We start from the raw sequence: 17,151 nt of genomic DNA, 5'->3' as shown, positions 1-17,151 counted from the left end.
GGGTTCGGGAGTTTACTGTCCAGCTGCCTGGATTTCGATCCGGAGCGGGTCCGGGCCGCGAAGTTTAACGCGCTGCTGTGCGCCAAGCGTCAGAGCCTGTCCGGCCACATCGGGCTGAATGGGTAATTCACGGGCGCCAAGATCGATCAGTGTGGCGAGTATGATACTGGCGGGTCGGCCATAATCGAACAGTTCATTCATCGCCGCACGTATGGTGCGGCCACTCATGATGACATCATCAACCAGTATGATGTCCCGATCTTCGGTATCAAACGGCAGGCTTGAAGGCGTTACTTTGGGGTTCAGGCCAATACGGCTGAAATCATCACGGTAGAAGGAGATATCCAGCTCTCCGAACGGCTCATCAATACCGAGGCGCTTACCCAGAATATCCGCCACCCAGACGCCACCTGTGCGTATACCGATCAACACCGGCGATTTAATACCACGTTCTGTAAGCAGATGGCGTAGCCCAGCTTCCAGCTTGTCCATCAACTGGTCTACATCAAGCAGTGCGCTCATTAAATCCTCGCTTTTTGTTCTGTTTGCAGCCGACACCAGGTTTCCAGAATCAGCACCGCTGCACGATCATCCACTCCGTGGCGGCCAAAATCCCGACTGCCTCCGGCGGCTATAATGTCACCCTTGGCTTCGTAGCTGGTCAGGCGCTCATCTACCATTTCCACAAGAACATGAAAGCGACCATGCAGGCGCTTGCCAAATTTGCGGGCACGGCCACACATGTCGTTTTCACTGTCGTCCATATTGAGAGGCAAACCTACCAACACGATATCCGGCTGCCATTCCTCCAACAGCTTTTCGATGTGAGCCCAGTCCGGCGCTCCGTTGTCGGCGGGAATCATGGCCAGAGGCTGCCCTGTACCAAGCATTTCCTGGCCGGTCGCTACGCCAATGCGGCGCAGCCCGAAATCAAAAGCCATAACACTGCGACGACCCGCTTCAGGCATGCCCAACCGTCTCACTGAGCTGGTTCAGATCAATCCCGATTAGCTTGAGGGCGGCGTTATAGCGGTCAGACCAGGGTGTTCGGAACAGAATGTCTGTGTTCGCCGGACAGGTCAGCCACGCATTGCCCCCCAGCTCTTCTTCCAATTGCCCCTCACCCCAGCCGGAATAGCCCAGCGCCATCAGAAACTCTTGCGGGCCGTCATTGCGGCCAATACCCGCGAGTATATCGCGGGATGTGGTCAGCATGACATCGTCAGTGACTCTCGCCGTGTTCTGCCAGCTCGCGCCCGGCGAATGCAGAACAAAGCCCCGTTCGGTCTCAACCGGGCCACCGCTGAACACAGGCAAGTCGAGCTCGCCACCCTGGAGGTCAAGCTGCTCCAGAATTTCCCCGAGATGAATATCCAGAGGCTGGTTGATCATCAACCCGAGGGCGCCATCTTCAGAATGTTCGCAAAGATAGATAACAGCACCGTGGAAACGTGGGTCCGCCAGATACGGCGAAGCCACCAGAAAGTGGTGCCTCAGGCTATGAGGAGAATGTTTCGATGCCGTCATCCGGATGTCAGCCCCCTTTGCTGGAAGGACCAGGTGCGTATGATTTCCAGTTCATCCACGTCTTTCCGCATTTCATCCGGAAAGGGCGCGAAAGGTGCGGCCATCCTGACAATACGAATCGCCGCGTCATCCAGCAGGGTACTTCCGGACGATTGCAGAATAGCCACTTCCTTGATTGTGCCATCTTTCTGCATGGATACCAGCATGCGCAGGGTGCCATAAACTCCGGCACGGCGGGCTTCTGTGGGGTAGTTGATATTGCCAACCCGCGTCACCTTGCTGACCCAGTTCTGAACATACCAGGCGTTGGTAGACTTCAGGGTGGAAGCAGCCGTTACCCGCATCACTCTGGGTTTACGGGCATAGGCTTGCTGCTGGGCATCAAAGCGCGCTTCGAGACTGGCGATTTCCAGACTACGCTCCATCAGGCTCTTCTTTTTTTTCACCGGTAGCGGCTCGTCTTCCGGCCTGGTGCGTTGCTCCGGCTGCCGAACCTGTCGGGTCGACTGGCTCTGAGTCTGCACCACCGCCTGTTCCTGACGGCGAACCGGCGCAGTTTGTGCCTGCGGTTCAGGCTGTACCTGAGCAACCTCTGACTGGCTGATTTCAGAGGGTTGCGGCGTGGTCATCTCCCGGGGCTCGTCCTCGGTGCCGCTGCCCTGTTGACTGGTCTGGGCCAAAAAGTCTGCCTTCTCAGGCGCCTGCTCGTCATCAAACTGCGACAGGGTGATCTCCATGGTCTGGGCAGAAGAACGTGGCAACTCCGGAGCAAAAGTGATCCCCAGCACCACAACCGCATGCACCACCAACGCCATGAACAGCGTGAAGGAAAACCTGTCGAAATCGCTGACCTGCACTGCCATTACTGCGCCCGTTTCTGTCGTTGACCCTGATCCATGTTTTCCCCGTCAGCTCCGGTTCTGGTTGAGACGTTTCTCGACGGCATCCATCAACATACCCCCGATGTCGGTTCCAAAAGTGTCGTCCAGCTCACGGATACAGGTCGGGCTGGTCACGTTGATTTCCGTGAGGTAATCACCGATCACATCCAGCCCAACAAACATCAACCCCTTTTCCTTTATAACCGGGGCCACCCGTGCACAGATCTCGCGGTCGCGGGCGGTTAGCTCGCGACCCTCGCCTCTGCCACCGGCCGCCAGATTGCCGCGATTCTCGCCCTGCGAAGGAATTCGTGCAAGAGAGTAAGGCACGGCCTCACCCTCGATCATCAGAATGCGTTTGTCGCCGTCGCTTATTTCAGGAATGAACTTCTGGGCCATGGCCTGGTGCGTGCCATAGTTGGTCAGGGTTTCAATAATCACACCCAGATTGAAGTCGTTTTCCTTGACGCGAAAAATGGAGTGGCCGCCCATTCCGTCTACCGGCTTCATGATGATGTCGCCATGCTGAGCGTAGAACTCCCGGAAGCGCTTTGTTGACCGGCTCACCAGTACAGGCGGCGTCAGATCCTCAAACTGGGTTGCAAACAGTTTCTCGTTGCAGTCCCGCAAAGTGGCTGCCGGGTTAACCACCAAGGCGCCCTGCAGCTCTGCAGATTCAAGAATATAGGTAGCAATCAGGAACTCACGATCCACCGGCGGATCCTTGCGCATCAGGATCACATCAAGATCGCCCAAGGCGCGGTCTCTGGCAGGCCCGAAGCTATACCAGTTCTCTGGATCCCTGTGCACTGTCAGGCTGCGCGTGTGGGCCATGGCCTTGCCGCCATCCAGATACAGGTCTGGCAGCTCCATGTACTCGATTTCCCAGCCACGGTTTTGAGCCGCCAGCAACATCGCCAATGAGCTGTCTTTTTTGAAATGGATGTCCTCAATTGGATCCATCACTATCCCGAGTCGAACTGTCATAGAGCCTCTTGCGTTCCTGTGGAGTTAAAAACACGAACCGGTCTGCAGAGTGAGCCGGACAATAAGTGCTATGCTGAGACGTCAGATGGTATTGTACCCGAGCCTTGAATGCATCCGCAGAAATCCTTGGTCAATTACGTGATGTTTCGGGCAGAAGTACATTTAGTCACAAAGTAATACTTTTTATCAGGCCATCGATAATCTATAAATGAGCGGGGTTTATAGAAGAACCTTAAGGTTTATGCTAAAAACCACCGTTTGAAAACAATGACAGTCGCTGAGCGCAAGGCACCTGGACAATGGATGACAACTTCGAGAACTTGAAGATCATGGTGATCGACGATAGTAAAACCATCCGTCGCACCGCAGAAACCCTCCTGAAAAAGGTTGGCTGTGAGGTTATCACGGCGACAGATGGTTTTGATGCTCTGGCTAAAATCGCCGACTCACAACCGGACATCATTTTTGTGGATATCATGATGCCCCGCCTGGACGGCTATCAGACCTGCGCGCTCATCAAGAACAACTCCTCATTCAAAAAGACGCCGGTCATCATGCTGTCGAGCAAGGACGGGCTTTTCGATAAAGCCAAGGGCCGTATCGTCGGCTCTGACCAGTACCTGACGAAACCGTTCAGCAAGGATGAACTGCTCAATACGATCCGTCACTACATACCCGTGACGTCACAGTAAACCTGCTGACGCAAAGAACCATCGAGGAACCCATGGCCCGCATTCTGATTGTTGACGACTCTCCTACCGAGGTTAAGAAAATCTCCACCATTCTGGAAAAGCACAAGCACGACGTGCTTACCGCCGACAACGGCGCTGATGGTGTTGCCAAGGCTCGCGCCGAAACCCCGGATCTGGTGCTCATGGATGTGGTCATGCCTGGCCTCAACGGCTTTCAGGCAACACGTCAACTGACCCGTGCTCCGGAGACTGCGTCCATTCCTGTGATTATTGTCACCACAAAAGATCAGGAAACCGACCGCGTGTGGGGCACCCGCCAAGGCGCCAAAGGGTACCTGGTAAAACCGGTTAAAGAAGACGACCTGATCAAGACAATCAACAGTCTGATTTCCTGATCCCCAACCGTGGAGTAAGCATGTCCGCCCAGGCCGCCCCTTTTGCCGTTCTGACGGATATCGCCCAGCGCAGCCGATCCATGGCCGCTGGTCTGCCGGAACAACAGGAAGCCGTAGAACTCTGGAACGGCATCGGTTTTGTTCTCGCAGGTGAGCGCTATGTGGCTCCCATGGGTGAGGTCACTGAAATTTTGCACGTGCCCCGGTTTACGCACATTCCGGGCGTTCGGCCGTTTCTGATGGGTGCCGCCAATGTTCGAGGACGCCTCCTTCCCCTTATAGATCTCGCCGGATTCTTTGACATTCCCCGCTCATCCCGCAGCCAGCGGGAACGGCGGGTTCTTGTTATTGAGCAGGGTGATATTTTCAGTGGCCTGGTTGTCGATACCGTGCTGGGCATGCAGTACTTCGCAACCGACAGTTTCAAGGCGTCGCCAGCTGGCGTGCCTGAAAGCGTTCATCCGTTTGTCGCAGGCGGATACGAACGAAACGAAGAAATCTGGAAAGTGTTTTCCGCCGTCGACCTGCTCGAAGACGAACGCTTTCTTGATGTCGCACAGTGGTAAGGGTGATGACCGTGGCAGGACAAACGCCCTGACTGCCTGAAGCCTGATTAAAACAACTTGCCAAATTATTGAAGAGGCCGGGAGCCAGAAAATGAAAAACAGAGCCGGAAGAATCGGTATGGGCCAGGGAGGCAACAAACTCGTTGCTGGCCTGATCGCCTCGCTGATCGCACTCACCGTCCTGCTCGTTGTGGTCCTGTTTATCGTTAACAGGGACAGCCAGAACGACCAGGAATACATCGCAAACGCAGCTGAACTCAGGGTGCTTTCTCAGGAAATCGCAAAGAACGCGACTGAGGCCGCCGGTGGTACCGCCGAGGCATTCAACCAGTTACGCCGCTCCCGCGATGAATTTCAGCAGCTCTGGGCCAACGTCACTGAAGGCAACCCCGAAACCGGCCTGCCTCCCAGTGAACTGGCCAGCGAAAGCGGCGTTCAGCAGCAGTGGAATTCAGTGCGAGAGAACGCAGACAGCATTCTGACCACACAGGACGCCGTGCTCGGCCTGCACGATGTAGCGCGCACCCTGAACGAAACCATCCCCCAGCTTCAGGTCGAGTACGACGACATCGTACAGATCCTTCTGGATAACGATGCACCGGCGGAACAGATTGCCCTGGCACAGCGTCAGTCGCTGCTGGCAGAGCGGATTGTTCGATCGGTAAACAACGTACTTTCCGGTGACGAAGACGCGGTTATCGCCGCTGACCGTTTCGGCCGTGACGCCAGCCTGTTTGGCCGGGTACTCGAAGGCCAGCTCAACGGCAACCAGGCGATGGGTATTTCCAAGGTAAATGACGAAGACGCCATTTACGGCCTTGAGGCCGTTGATGAGCTGTTCGAGTTCGTTTCCCAGAACGTAGACGCGATCCTTGAAGCCTCTCCCGACCTCTTCAAGGTGCGCACCGCCGCCAGCGACATCTTCCAGAATTCCGAAATCCTGCTTTCTGAACTCTCCGTTCTGGCCGAAAGCTTCCGCGCCCAGAGTGGCTCACGGCTTGTAAGCCCGACGCTGGCCTTTATCATCCTGGCTGCAATGGCTGCCATGGTTGTGTTTATCGGTCTGGCTCTTTACCGGGAAGCTCAGGCGCGTCTGGCAACAACCCAGGAGCAGAATGAGCAGAACCAGAATGCGATCCTGCGCCTGCTGGACGAACTGGCCGATCTGGCCGACGGTGACCTTACCGCAGAAGCCACGGTAACCGAAGACTTTACCGGTGCCATCGCCGACTCCATCAACTACGCGATTGACCAGATGCGCGGTCTGGTACAGGCAATTCGTGGCACAGCGGTACGTGTAGCCTCCGCAGCCCAGGAAACCCAGTCTACCGCCATGCATCTGGCAGATGCGTCCGAGCACCAGGCTCAGGAAATTGCCGGCGCCTCTGCAGCGGTTAACGAAATGGCCGTATCCATCGACCAGGTATCGTCCAACGCTGCAGAATCCTCTGCGGTAGCGGAGCGCTCGGTTGCGATCGCCAAGAAAGGCGCTGAAGTGGTACAGAATACCATTCGCGGCATGGACAACATCCGTGAGCAAATCCAGGAAACCTCCAAACGGATCAAGCGTCTGGGTGAGTCCTCCCAGGAAATTGGTGACATCGTATCCCTGATCAACGACATTGCCGACCAAACCAACATCCTGTCCCTGAACGCGGCAATCCAGGCCTCCATGGCTGGTGACGCGGGTCGAGGCTTTGCGGTGGTTGCGGACGAGGTTCAGCGCCTTGCGGAACGTTCCTCAGCGGCAACCAAGCAGATTGAAGCGCTGGTTAAGACGATCCAGTCTGACACCAACGAAGCCGTTATCTCCATGGAACACACCACCGCCGAGGTGGTACGTGGTGCTCGCCTGGCACAGGACGCGGGTATTGCGCTCGAGGAAATCGAGAACGTATCCATGAGTCTTGCGGAGCTGATTCAGAACATCTCCAACGCCGCGCGCCAACAGTCATCTTCTGCAGCACACATTTCCAACACGATGAACGTTATCCAGGAAATCACTTCCCAGACATCGTCCGGTACCAACGCAACCGCGAAATCTATCGGGAATCTGGCAGAAATGGCCTCCGAGCTGCGGTCCTCCGTTGCCGGCTTCACACTGCCTGAAGAAGACATGGCGGATCACGAGGAAGAGGAAGACAGCAACGTTCCGGTGGTGGGCTGATACACAGCCCGGGGTTAATGGCGGTTTATGTCTGAGCTTCATAACCATCCGTCACCTGCTGAGAGCACTTGGTTTCTGCGCCGTCTTCCTCACATGGACGAGGCGCAGCTAAGCCAGTGGCAGGAACTTCTGGAGCACCGCACGGGCATGACGCTGCCTGCAGAGCGCCGCTCGTTTCTGGAAACCAATCTGGCCATCCGGATGCGTGAAATAGGCTGCGGCAGTTATCAGGCCTACTACGAGACGATTATCTCGGGGCCAGACGCCATACGGGAATGGTCGACGCTGGTGGACCGGCTTACGGTGCAGGAAACCCGTTTTTTCCGGGACCCTGACGCCTTTCGTCTGGTCGCCGACTACGTTCTCACACGGCCCAGAGAGCAGTTCCGGAAGCATGCGCTTGAAGCCTGGAGCGTCGGGTGCTCCACCGGCGAAGAGCCCTACACTCTTGCCATGATATTGAATGAGTGTATGAACCAACTGGATCTGCACTCGCTCTATGGCGTGACCGGCTCGGATATCAGCCTGCCGGTGATCGAGAAAGCCCGGACAGGTCAGTTTAATGCCCGCAAATTGCTGGGTATGGAAGAACACATGAAGACCCGGTATTTCCGCCCGGCCGAGCGAAATACCGTTGAAATTGTCGATAGCATCCGGGAACGGGTCTGCTTCACCAGACTGAATGTATTGGATCTGGATAAAGCACCCATGCACGGGATGAACATTATTTTCTGCCAGAATCTGCTGATCTACTTCCGTCGCTGGCGCCGGCGGGACATTGTCAGGCGACTTGCAGAGCGGCTGGCGCCCGGGGGACTACTGGTTCTGGGCCAGGGAGAGCTGACCGAATGGCAGCCCCCCGGCCTGCAAAGAGTTCCCTCGGAACATGTACTGGCGTGGATAAAGCGCCAGGCTGACGAAGAATAACCGGAGAGGTTATGGGCAACCACCATGACAGCATCGCCCTCGACTGGGTTCGGGGCGAGATACAGGACACGCTGACGCAGGGTCAGCATGCATTGGAAGCGTATGTCGAGAATCGTGACGACACCGCTCGCCTGCGCTTCTGCCTGAATTATCTCCATCAGGTGCATGGCACTCTCAAGATGGTTGAGCTTTACGGTGCAGCCTTGCTGACCGAGGAAATGGAAAAGCTCACCCAGGCGGTGCTGAACAACAGCGTCACCAGCGTAGATGAAGCCGTTAACGTGCTGATGCAGGCAATTCTGCAACTTCCGCAGTATCTGGAACATCTGGCCAGCAGCCAGGATGACTTCCCCATGGTACTGCTGCCCTTGCTGAACGATCTCCGCGCTGCCCGGGGCGAATCCCTGCTCTCGGATACCTCCCTGTTCAAACCCGATCTGAGCCCCTCGCGCATGCAGGTTGCAGGCAACATTTCGCAACGCCTGCAGGATCCAACGGTACTCGGCCATATCCGCAAGCTCCGCCAGATGTACCAGTACGCTCTTGCCGGCGTCATTCGTGAAGAAGACCTCAACGCCCAATTTGTTTACCTGCAGAAAGTCATTAACCGGCTGATTCGCCTGTGTCAGAAAACGCCACGTGGAGAGCTCTGGAAAGCCGCAGCGGCCTTCGTAGAAACACTCCAGGCGCGGGCCAATCCGGTCAACGCAGCGGTTAAATCCCTGCTCCGGAATCTGGACAGCGAGATCCGTCGGCTCATAGACGAACATACCGATATCCTCGCTCAGCCAGCACCCGACGCGCTGTTAAAGCACCTGCTCTACTACGTTGCCCGCGCACGGGACCTGGATTCCGAGAAGGTCCAGGAACTGCGCAGCCGCTATCAACTCGAGCAGGCCCTGCCCTCCGAGGATGACGTCGATGCGGCCAGGAATCGGGTTTCCGGCCCTGGACGTGAAGCCATCCACTCGGTTGTCAGCGCGCTGAATGAAGAGCTTGCCAAGCTGAAAGATCAGCTCGATCTGTTTGTCCGCTCAGAAGTGCGGCAGAACAGCGAACTCGAAGACCTTCTGCCCGGCCTGACGCAGGTGGGTAATACACTCGCAGTATTGGGCCTGGGAATTCCGCGAAAAGTCATTACAGAGCAGACCGAACTGGCTGAGCAGCTCAGCGCACAATCAGAACCGGTCGATGACGGCACCTTGATGGACATCGCCGGAGCTTTGCTTTACGTAGAAGCCAGCCTCGCGGGTCTGGACAGTGATCGTCAGCCCGAGCGCTCGGGAGACGGCAGCGATAACCTGCCGGTCAACCACGGCTCACGGGAACTTGGCGAGGCCAGCAGCGCGCTCCTCCGGGAGTCGCGTAACACCCTGGAGCAGGTGAAATCTGCTGTCATCAACTTTATTGCCTCCCAGTGGGACACCCGGGAAATCGAACATGTCCCGGGCCTGTTGCACAGCATCCGCGGTGGGCTAAGCCTGGTCCCACTGGAGCGTGTGGCCAGCATGCTAGCCTCCGCCGAGCGCTACATTTCGGACGTTTTGCTCAGTGACCGACACGTGCCCGACTGGAAACAACTGGACACCCTGGCTGACGCAGTCACCAGTATTGAGTACTACCTGGAGCGGCTGGCTGAGGGTATCAGCGATAACGAAGACATCCTGAAAATTGCTGAAGAAAGCCTGGCCAAGCTCGGCTTCCCGGTCGGTGAGGCGCCCACCTGGGGCTACGAGCCTGCCCAGGAAGACGTACCGGTTGTGGAGCAAACCGAAACCAAAACGTCGGATGAAGACCTTCTGGACGATGAGATTCTCGGTATTTTTGTGGAGGAAGCCGAGGAGGTTCTGCAAACCATCCACGAGTATTACCCACGCCTGCGCCAGAACCACGATGATCGTCCTGCACTGACCGAAGTCCGTCGGGCCTTCCATACGCTTAAAGGCAGCGGTCGCCTGGTAGGCGCAAACAGCCTTGGAGAACTTGCCTGGTCTGTGGAAGACCTGCTGAACCGGGTCATCGACCAGAGCATCAAACCGAACGATGACCTGTTCACTTTGCTGGACGAGGTCAACGCCCGCATTCCTTCACTGATTCAGGAATTCCGTGATGGTCAGGTAGCAGGTGACATTGCCGAGCTAACCGAGCGTGCAGAATCCATGACGACAACTCGCCGCAGTGACAGCGAGCCAACGGATACGCCTGTGGCGGGCCTGGATGAGCCGGCCCACGAACAAACCCCAGAGCTGGAAGCGACCGCCAGCAATGACACGCAAGACGATCTGATTGACGATGAAATCCTGGAAATCTTCATCGAGGAAGCCGGCGAAGTTCTGGATACTGTACGCGAATACCTGCCCATGCTCCTGCGCCAGCATGATGATCGCAGTGCCCTTTCGGAAGTGCGTCGAGCATTTCATACCCTGAAAGGCAGCGGTCGCATGGTTGGTGCGATGGTGGTAGGTGAACTGGCCTGGTCTGTAGAAAACATGCTGAACCGCGTGATCGACGGCAGCATTTTCATGAACGACGACATAGCCAGCCTGTTGGATGAAGCCACCGCCATTCTCCCGGCACTGGTAAGCGATTTTGAAAACCATCAGCCGCCGTCAATTGATTCGGCTGGCCTTGAAGCGCGAGCCACCTCCCTGGCCAACGGCGAAATCCCTGACACCATGCCAGCGGCGGAAACCGAGAGTGCTACCGGGGCAATTGAGCTAACCGAAACTGACCACGACGAAGATGAAGGTGTTGATCCGGTACTGCTGGACATCTTTGAGAGCGAAACAGAAACCCACCTGAAGACTCTCAACGAGTTCCTGGCGTCTGCAGGCGACAAGGTCAATGTCTCCTATACCGACAACCTTTCCCGTGCTCTGCATACTCTCAAGGGCAGCGCCCATACAGCAGGAATTGCCCCGATTGCAGCGGTCATTACGCCGCTTGAGCGCTTTATCAAGGAATCCCGCGCCCAGAACTTGCGCGCCGACCGGGATGTGCTAGCACTGATCGAAACAGCCTGCGGCTTCCTGACCCAGGGGCTGGCACAAATTCGTAGAGAGCCCCAGGCCACCCTGCCCGGCACAGAAGCCTTCCTTGAAAAACTGGAGCTCATTTCCAACGACACGCTCCGCACCTACACCGAAGACGCAAACTACGACCAACAGCAGCTCGCACCCTCACAGCTTTTGCAGCTGTTCCTTAGTGAAGGCCTGGACGTTGTTCTGGATGCCGATCTGATACTTGATCAGTGGGCAGATAAGCCACAGGATACCGATCTGCTCCAACGTCTCAATGCCGAACTGGTAAAGCTTACCAATGCGGCGACAGATGCAGGCGTGCCAGATATTGCTGTCTTATCGGAAGCGTTGCAGGAGGTCTACGGGGCGGCCATCACCTGGAATGCAGAACCGGATGAGCGGTTTTTCCCGACTGTTCGCAACGCCCACGAACACCTGATCAACATGATGGATCAGGTTGCAGCGGGGCTGGCAATCGAGTCTGGCGACGAGCTGGTTTCCGGGCTCGAAACTCTCACCCTGTCCCTAGCCGGGCAGGAAGCCCATGCCGCCAGCGCTTTCGACCAGGAGTTCACCGAGAACCTGGAAGAAATTGATCTCAGCTTTGACATGGATGAGTTTGAAACGTCTGCGGTCGAGGAGGCCGGCACGGATCAACTGCCAGCTTCCGATCTGCCCCTGCCCGAAACTGACTGGACTGAAGATGCAGGCGCCACGGCCTCCGACAGCGAGTTGGATGAAGAGCTTGCGGAAATATTTCTCGATGAAGCCCGTGACCTGATCGACAGCACAGCCGATGCCCTGCAGAGCTGGAGCGACTCAACAGACAACCTGGATATCCTGCGCTTGCTTCAACGGGATTTGCATACCCTCAAGGGTGGCGCGCGCCTTGCCGATATTCCGGCAGTGGGCGACCTTTCTCACGAGCTTGAAAACCTGTTTGAAGGGCTGACAGAACAACGGTTGTCGGTTAATGACGAACTGTCAGACCTGTTGTTCCGCTGTCATGACAGGCTGGCCGGCATGGTAGAAAACATGGAAGCGAAGGCGCTTCCGCGCCCGGCGCCGGACCTGATCAGCGAAATCCGCGCCTACGTCGACACCACGAGCGGCTCGCGGCCGGTCACAGATGTAGCGGTATCCGACGAGTCTATCGAAGCAGCATCTGATGAGATTGGGCTCCCGGTACCAGAACTTGAGGAAGCTGACGAAGCCGAAAATAGCGAGCACGGGACCTACCTCGCGCATCTGGACCCGGAACTGATCGGTATCTTCCTCGAAGAAGCCTACGATCTGATTAACTCCACAGGCAGTGCGCTGCACACCTGGAGCGAGGATCCGTCCAACCGCCTGGTAGCAGCAGAACTGCAACGGGACGTGCACACCCTCAAGGGTGGCGCCCGGATGGCCGGCGTGGAATCTATTGGCGACCTGACCCACGTACTTGAAGATCTGTTCGAGAAAGTGGCAGAGGGCCGACTGGAAGCCAGCGATGCCATGAATGACCTGCTGTTTGCCTGCCACGACCGGCTGGCACAGATGGTTGAACAGGTCGCAACCCGGAAGCCCTGCCCCCCCGCTGCTGACCTGGTGGATCGGGTTGAAGCCATCCTCCGCGGCGAACCAATACCTGCGAGCAACGCCGTTACTGCACCGATTCCGGAAGCCGATACCTTCGAGACGAAGTCCGGTGACCAGGAGCTCACCGGCATATTCCTGGATGAAGGCCACGAGATCCACGATGCCATTAGTGAGTGCCTCGATCAGTGGCGCGAAGATCCCCAAGCAATGGACGGCGTTGCGCAGCTGCAGCAAGAATTGCATACGCTCAAGGGTGGCGCACGGCTATCCGATGTCGACCCCATCGCGGAACTGGCAGACGCCTGGTCGGGCGCACTTGATGCGCTGATTTCCAGCCCCGGCAACCAGAAGCTTCTTTTGACGCTCAGTGACCGCGGTCTCGCCGACCTGACATCCATGCTCAACGCTTTGGCGCAGGGTAACGAACTCGCTGCGGAGCCCGAACTTCTTGCAGCATTCAACAGCGCACAAAACCCTGATGCTGGCAGCCAGGAACTATCAAAGGAACAGGCTGCAGCAGCAGATCAGGAAGCGGCTGACCCGGAGATTCTGGAAATCTTCCTGGAAGAGGCCAGCGAAATCATGGATCAGCTGGAGCAGCTCCTTGATGACTGGCGTAAAGATCCGTCCAGTAACCATTTCAATCAGGAAGCGCAACGCGCTCTGCACACGCTCAAAGGCGGTGCCCGTTTGTCCCAGCTCCCTATGCTGGGCGACAAGGCCCATGGTTTAGAAACCCGCCTGACTGAACTTGGCGGCAAAGCACCAGACGACAACCAGTGGCAGGCCATCACCGAGGACCACGACGGCATCATTGCCCTGGTGGCTGAGGTACGTAAGCGCTTCGCATCAGGCACGGTTGCACAAGAACCCCAGGGCGAAGTTGCGTTAGAGCCCACGCCCAAACCTGCACCCGCAAAAGCGCCGGCAAAGCTCCGAAACAAAGGCGCAGACGCACAACGCACTGCCGCACAGGAGACCATTCGGGTATCCGCTCCTCTGCTGGACGAACTGGTCAATCTGGCGGGCGAAACCAGTATCACCCGTGGCCGACTCGAACAGCAAAGCAGTGATTTTGGCAACACCCTGGATGAAATGGCAGCAACCATCGAGCGCTTGCGCGAACAGCTGCGCAGGATGGAAATCGAAACCGAGACACAAATCCTTTTCAGTGCCGAGAAAGAGCACGGCCCGGACTACGGCGACGACTTCGATCCACTGGAAATGGATCGCTACTCATCCATCCAGCAGTTGTCCCGAGCCCTGACCGAGTCATCTTCGGACTTGGCAGATCTGCGCGAAACATTGTCTGACCGGGTTCGCGATACGGAAACCTTGCTGGTTCAGCAATCCCGCATCAACACGGAACTCCAGGAAGGTCTGATGAAGACCCGAATGATTCCGTTTTCCTCCATGGTGCCGCGCTTGCGCCGGATTGTTCGCCAGATCAGCGGCGAGCTGGGCAAGAAAGTAGACTTTGATGTGCGCAATGCCGAAGGCGAAATGGATCGCAACATTCTGGAGCGTATGATCGCGCCGCTGGAACACATGCTGCGTAACGCCATCGACCACGGCATCGAAAAACCGGCCGACCGCCTGAAAAATGGCAAGGAAGAAGCGGGCCAGATTACCCTGTCGCTTGTCCGGGAAGGCGGTGATGTGGTGCTTCGCATGATAGATGACGGCGCGGGCATCCCTTCTGCAGTCGTCCGGGACAAGGCTATACGCCAGGGCCTCTTGCGGGAGGATGAAGATCTCTCGGAACGGGAGATTCTGCAGTTTATTCTGCAACCCGGGTTCTCGACCGCACAGCAGGTTACCCAGATTTCCGGTCGAGGCGTTGGTATGGACGTGGTCGCCAGCGAAATCAAACAGCTTGGCGGTAGCCTGGACATCGAGTCACAGCTGGGCCGGGGCGCTGTATTCACCGTTCGACTGCCGTTTACCGTTTCGGTAAACCGCGCCCTGATGGTGTCCACGGGTGAAGATTTTTACGCTATCCCGCTGAACACTATCGAAGGTATTGTCCGGGTCAGCACCTATGAGCTTGAGGAATACTACAAGCCGGATGCGCCCATGTACGAATATGCCGGCCAGGAGTATCGCCTGCAGTATCTCGGCAGCCTGCTGAACAGTGACCATCATCCCAAGCTCCAGGGGCAGGCACTGCCGCTACCGGTTATTCTGGTTCGCGGCGCAGAGCAGCCAATGGCCCTGCAGGTAGACAACCTGATGGGTAGCCGGGAAATCGTTGTTAAGTCTCTGGGCCCGCAGTTCGGCACCGTTCGCGGTGTATCCGGTGCAACCATTCTTGGTGATGGCAACGTGGTGGTCATTCTCGACTTGCCGGCCATGATCCGCTCCGACATCCTGTCTGAACGCCAGCGCCTGGCCGATTTGGAAAAGGCACGGGAGTCAGCCCGCTACGAAGAGCGCGCTACGGTCGTTATGGTGGTGGACGATTCGGTTACGGTGCGGAAGGTTACTTCTCGCCTGCTTGAGCGCAATGGTATGGAAGTTATCACCGCGAAAGATGGCCTCGATGCGGTAGCGCAGCTGCAGGATCACAAACCGGACATCATGTTGCTGGATATCGAAATGCCACGTATGGATGGTTTTGAGGTAGCGAGCTTCGTGCGGCACGATGACAACCTCCGCGATATGCCGATCTGCATGATCACGTCGCGAACCGGCGAGAAGCACCGTGAGCGGGCATTGGCCATCGGCGTGAACGAATACCTCGGCAAACCGTTCCAGGAGACTGATTTGCTGAAGACCATTGAACGGCTGACCGGTAAGCAGTGATGACCGGCCAGAACGGTCGGGGTTCGGTCGGAATTGTGTCGGATGTTGTCTTGCAACGGCACCGTCTGCAGGCTGCAGCCGCCAAATTTGGCCTTGAAGTTTGCTTCTCCGGTGACCCTGAAAGGCTTCTGGCACAGCCCGGTTTTCCAGAGGCCGGTTTGTGGCTGATCACCCTGGCAGATGAGGCGGACCACCCGGCTCTGTTCGACTGTTTGTTGGAGAATACCGAAGCCCCCGTTCTGTTCGGGCTGGACCAGGCACCTGCGTCAGGAAGCCCGGAGTATTTTCGCTGGGAGCGCAGGCTACTGGGCAAACTGGAACAACAGTTGGGAGAGTTGGGAGTGCCTGTTGTGCCGGCACAGCTGGATTCCAAAGCCAGCCTGGAAGAGCTTGCAGAGCAGGGTCCGGAGACCGATGTAACGTCGGAACTCCCGCAATGGTTAAGGCCTGCTACGCCGGGCTCTGTCGCTGAAGAAGTCTGGGTACTATGCGCCTCTCTCGGTGGTCCGGCCGCCGTGAAGGCATTTCTGGATAGCCTGCCCCCAGGCTTGCCGGTAGGTTTTATATACGCCCAACATATTGATGGGAATTTTGCCGAGGTACTCACCCGGGTGCTCGGTCGTCATGCGCACTACAAGCTGAAGCCTGCAGAGGAAAACTACCGGGTAAAAAATGGCGATGTCGTGCTAATGCCGGTTGAGCACGAATGGACATTTGAAAGCACTGGTGTACTGACCGAGCTGGATACCGCCTGGCCCGGGCCTTACGGCCCTTCAATTGACCAGGTGCTGCTGAATACCGCAGACCATTACGGCGCGCATTGTCATGCAATTCTGTTTTCCGGCATGGGCAGCGACGGCGTAATTGCAGCGCCATTGCTCAAGGCCTATGGTAGTCGGATCTGGGTTCAGGAAAGCGCCAGCTGTGGCAACAGCTCGATGCCGGATTCCGTAGCCGCGACCGGCTGCTCCGGCTTTACCGGCACGCCCGAACAACTGGCCCGTGAACTGGTTAAAACCATCGAAAAATCCTGCTTGCTTAAAGGCCGGCAGAAACGGGACACCGCCTGAGGACACAAGCAATGAAAGACAGCAGCCAGACCCTCTCCTGCGTTATGATCCCCGTAAGCAGGCGGCAGCTTATACTGCCCAACGTATCCATTGCCGAAGTGGTGGACTACGCCAGCAGCGACGCCGGCACAGGCGCGCCTGACTGGCTGGCCGGCCGACTGGAGTGGCGCGGGTTGAATCTGCCCGTTATATCCTACGATGCAGCGAACGGCGGTACGCTTGCAGTGCCCGGTGAAAATCGTGGCAGGATCGTTGTACTCAACAGCGTCAGCAACAACAACAAGAAACTCCGCTTCATGGCCCTGATAACTCAGGGTATTCCCAGTCAGGTTCGTATTGCCGAAGATCAGGTCAAGCAGTTAGAGGGCGAAAACGGCCCTGCCGACCTTATGCTGGTCGAAGTCGATGGCGAAGCCGCGTGGATTCCCAACCTGGACTACCTGGAATCTCTTGCCAGCGAATCGCTGGTCTAAACCCGGGTTATTCGCACGTCCCGTGGCAGGAAGATCCGTGCAACTGTTATAATGTTGCAC

The 17,151-nt window shown here is 56.9% G+C and carries 13 protein-coding genes; 8 read left to right on the top strand and 5 right to left on the bottom strand.

The window, feature by feature from the left end:
* Positions 1-12: 12 nt before the first annotated feature.
* The 5 genes from pyrR to gshB are packed head-to-tail and all read right to left on the bottom strand — an operon-like array spanning position 13 to position 3,395.
* A complete protein-coding gene (pyrR, locus tag FFI90_RS08410; protein WP_144777555.1) occupies positions 13-522 on the bottom strand; it encodes a bifunctional pyr operon transcriptional regulator/uracil phosphoribosyltransferase PyrR in 510 nt (169 codons plus the stop codon).
* The gene (ruvX, locus tag FFI90_RS08405; RefSeq protein ID WP_144777553.1) at positions 522-968 is read right to left on the bottom strand and encodes a Holliday junction resolvase RuvX; all 447 of its coding nucleotides are present in this window, start codon (positions 966-968) and stop codon (positions 522-524) included. The genes pyrR and ruvX overlap by 1 nt, the downstream gene beginning before the upstream one ends.
* Positions 961-1,527 (bottom strand): YqgE/AlgH family protein, encoded by a 567-nt coding sequence (locus FFI90_RS08400; RefSeq protein WP_186317946.1) that lies wholly within the window; start codon positions 1,525-1,527, stop codon positions 961-963. Before FFI90_RS08400 ends, ruvX begins: the two co-directional genes overlap by 8 nt.
* Positions 1,524-2,390, bottom strand: coding sequence for an energy transducer TonB (locus FFI90_RS08395; RefSeq protein WP_144777551.1), 867 nt, complete (start codon positions 2,388-2,390; stop codon positions 1,524-1,526). The genes FFI90_RS08400 and FFI90_RS08395 overlap by 4 nt, the downstream gene beginning before the upstream one ends.
* Before the next feature lie 45 nt (positions 2,391-2,435).
* Positions 2,436-3,395 carry a glutathione synthase gene (gene gshB / locus FFI90_RS08390; RefSeq protein WP_144777549.1) on the bottom strand — a complete coding sequence of 320 codons (960 nt, stop codon included), beginning with the start codon at positions 3,393-3,395 and terminating at the stop codon, positions 2,436-2,438.
* Positions 3,396-3,694: 299 nt separating this feature from the next.
* Between gshB and pilG the strand changes: the two genes are divergently transcribed.
* From pilG to FFI90_RS08350, 8 genes are all read left to right on the top strand, one after another.
* Positions 3,695-4,087 carry a twitching motility response regulator PilG gene (gene pilG / locus FFI90_RS08385; RefSeq protein WP_100689151.1) on the top strand — a complete coding sequence of 131 codons (393 nt, stop codon included), beginning with the start codon at positions 3,695-3,697 and terminating at the stop codon, positions 4,085-4,087.
* 32 nt (positions 4,088-4,119) lie between these two features.
* Positions 4,120-4,482: a twitching motility response regulator PilH gene (pilH, locus tag FFI90_RS08380; protein WP_144777547.1), complete on the top strand. Its 363-nt coding sequence runs from the start codon at positions 4,120-4,122 to the stop codon at positions 4,480-4,482.
* A 20-nt stretch (positions 4,483-4,502) separates the two neighbouring features.
* Positions 4,503-5,048: a chemotaxis protein CheW gene (locus FFI90_RS08375; RefSeq protein WP_144777546.1), complete on the top strand. Its 546-nt coding sequence runs from the start codon at positions 4,503-4,505 to the stop codon at positions 5,046-5,048.
* Between the two features lie 91 nt (positions 5,049-5,139).
* On the top strand, positions 5,140-7,215 hold the full coding sequence (locus FFI90_RS08370) for a methyl-accepting chemotaxis protein (RefSeq protein ID WP_186317945.1): 2,076 nt from the start codon (positions 5,140-5,142) through the stop codon (positions 7,213-7,215).
* Between the two features lie 27 nt (positions 7,216-7,242).
* On the top strand, positions 7,243-8,142 hold the full coding sequence (locus FFI90_RS08365; protein WP_144777544.1) for a CheR family methyltransferase: 900 nt from the start codon (positions 7,243-7,245) through the stop codon (positions 8,140-8,142).
* A gap of 11 nt (positions 8,143-8,153) precedes the next feature.
* Complete coding sequence (locus FFI90_RS08360) at positions 8,154-15,548, top strand: hybrid sensor histidine kinase/response regulator (RefSeq protein ID WP_144777542.1); 7,395 nt, start codon at positions 8,154-8,156, stop codon at positions 15,546-15,548.
* The gene (locus FFI90_RS08355) at positions 15,548-16,618 is read left to right on the top strand and encodes a chemotaxis protein CheB (protein WP_144777540.1); all 1,071 of its coding nucleotides are present in this window, start codon (positions 15,548-15,550) and stop codon (positions 16,616-16,618) included. The genes FFI90_RS08360 and FFI90_RS08355 overlap by 1 nt, the downstream gene beginning before the upstream one ends.
* An 11-nt stretch (positions 16,619-16,629) precedes the next feature.
* Complete coding sequence (locus FFI90_RS08350) at positions 16,630-17,091, top strand: chemotaxis protein CheW (RefSeq protein ID WP_144777538.1); 462 nt, start codon at positions 16,630-16,632, stop codon at positions 17,089-17,091.
* Positions 17,092-17,151 lie beyond the last annotated feature (60 nt).

The sequence above is a fragment of the Marinobacter maritimus genome (assembly GCF_007671675.1).
In the GTDB taxonomy this organism is placed as follows: Bacteria; Pseudomonadota; Gammaproteobacteria; order Pseudomonadales; family Oleiphilaceae; genus Marinobacter; species Marinobacter maritimus.
The sequence above is the reverse complement of the archived record's forward strand: the minus strand, read 5'-3'. Positions and strand labels throughout refer to the sequence as shown.

Bases quoted from the DNA above. Each gene is read 5' to 3' on its own strand.
- pilH (WP_144777547.1), top strand. From the start codon at position 4,120: ATGGCCCGCATTCTGATTGTTGACGACTCTCCTACCGAGGTTAAGAAA.
- FFI90_RS08355 (WP_144777540.1), top strand. From the start codon at position 15,548: ATGACCGGCCAGAACGGTCGGGGTTCGGTCGGAATTGTGTCGGATGTT.
- FFI90_RS08365 (WP_144777544.1), top strand. From the start codon at position 7,243: ATGTCTGAGCTTCATAACCATCCGTCACCTGCTGAGAGCACTTGGTTT.
- FFI90_RS08360 (WP_144777542.1), top strand. From the start codon at position 8,154: ATGGGCAACCACCATGACAGCATCGCCCTCGACTGGGTTCGGGGCGAG.
- ruvX (WP_144777553.1), bottom strand. From the start codon at position 968: ATGCCTGAAGCGGGTCGTCGCAGTGTTATGGCTTTTGATTTCGGGCTG.
- FFI90_RS08375 (WP_144777546.1), top strand. From the start codon at position 4,503: ATGTCCGCCCAGGCCGCCCCTTTTGCCGTTCTGACGGATATCGCCCAG.
- pilG (WP_100689151.1), top strand. From the start codon at position 3,695: ATGGATGACAACTTCGAGAACTTGAAGATCATGGTGATCGACGATAGT.
- pyrR (WP_144777555.1), bottom strand. From the start codon at position 522: ATGAGCGCACTGCTTGATGTAGACCAGTTGATGGACAAGCTGGAAGCT.
- FFI90_RS08370 (WP_186317945.1), top strand. From the start codon at position 5,140: ATGAAAAACAGAGCCGGAAGAATCGGTATGGGCCAGGGAGGCAACAAA.
- FFI90_RS08350 (WP_144777538.1), top strand. From the start codon at position 16,630: ATGAAAGACAGCAGCCAGACCCTCTCCTGCGTTATGATCCCCGTAAGC.
- FFI90_RS08400 (WP_186317946.1), bottom strand. From the start codon at position 1,527: ATGACGGCATCGAAACATTCTCCTCATAGCCTGAGGCACCACTTTCTG.
- gshB (WP_144777549.1), bottom strand. From the start codon at position 3,395: ATGACAGTTCGACTCGGGATAGTGATGGATCCAATTGAGGACATCCAT.
- FFI90_RS08395 (WP_144777551.1), bottom strand. From the start codon at position 2,390: ATGGCAGTGCAGGTCAGCGATTTCGACAGGTTTTCCTTCACGCTGTTC.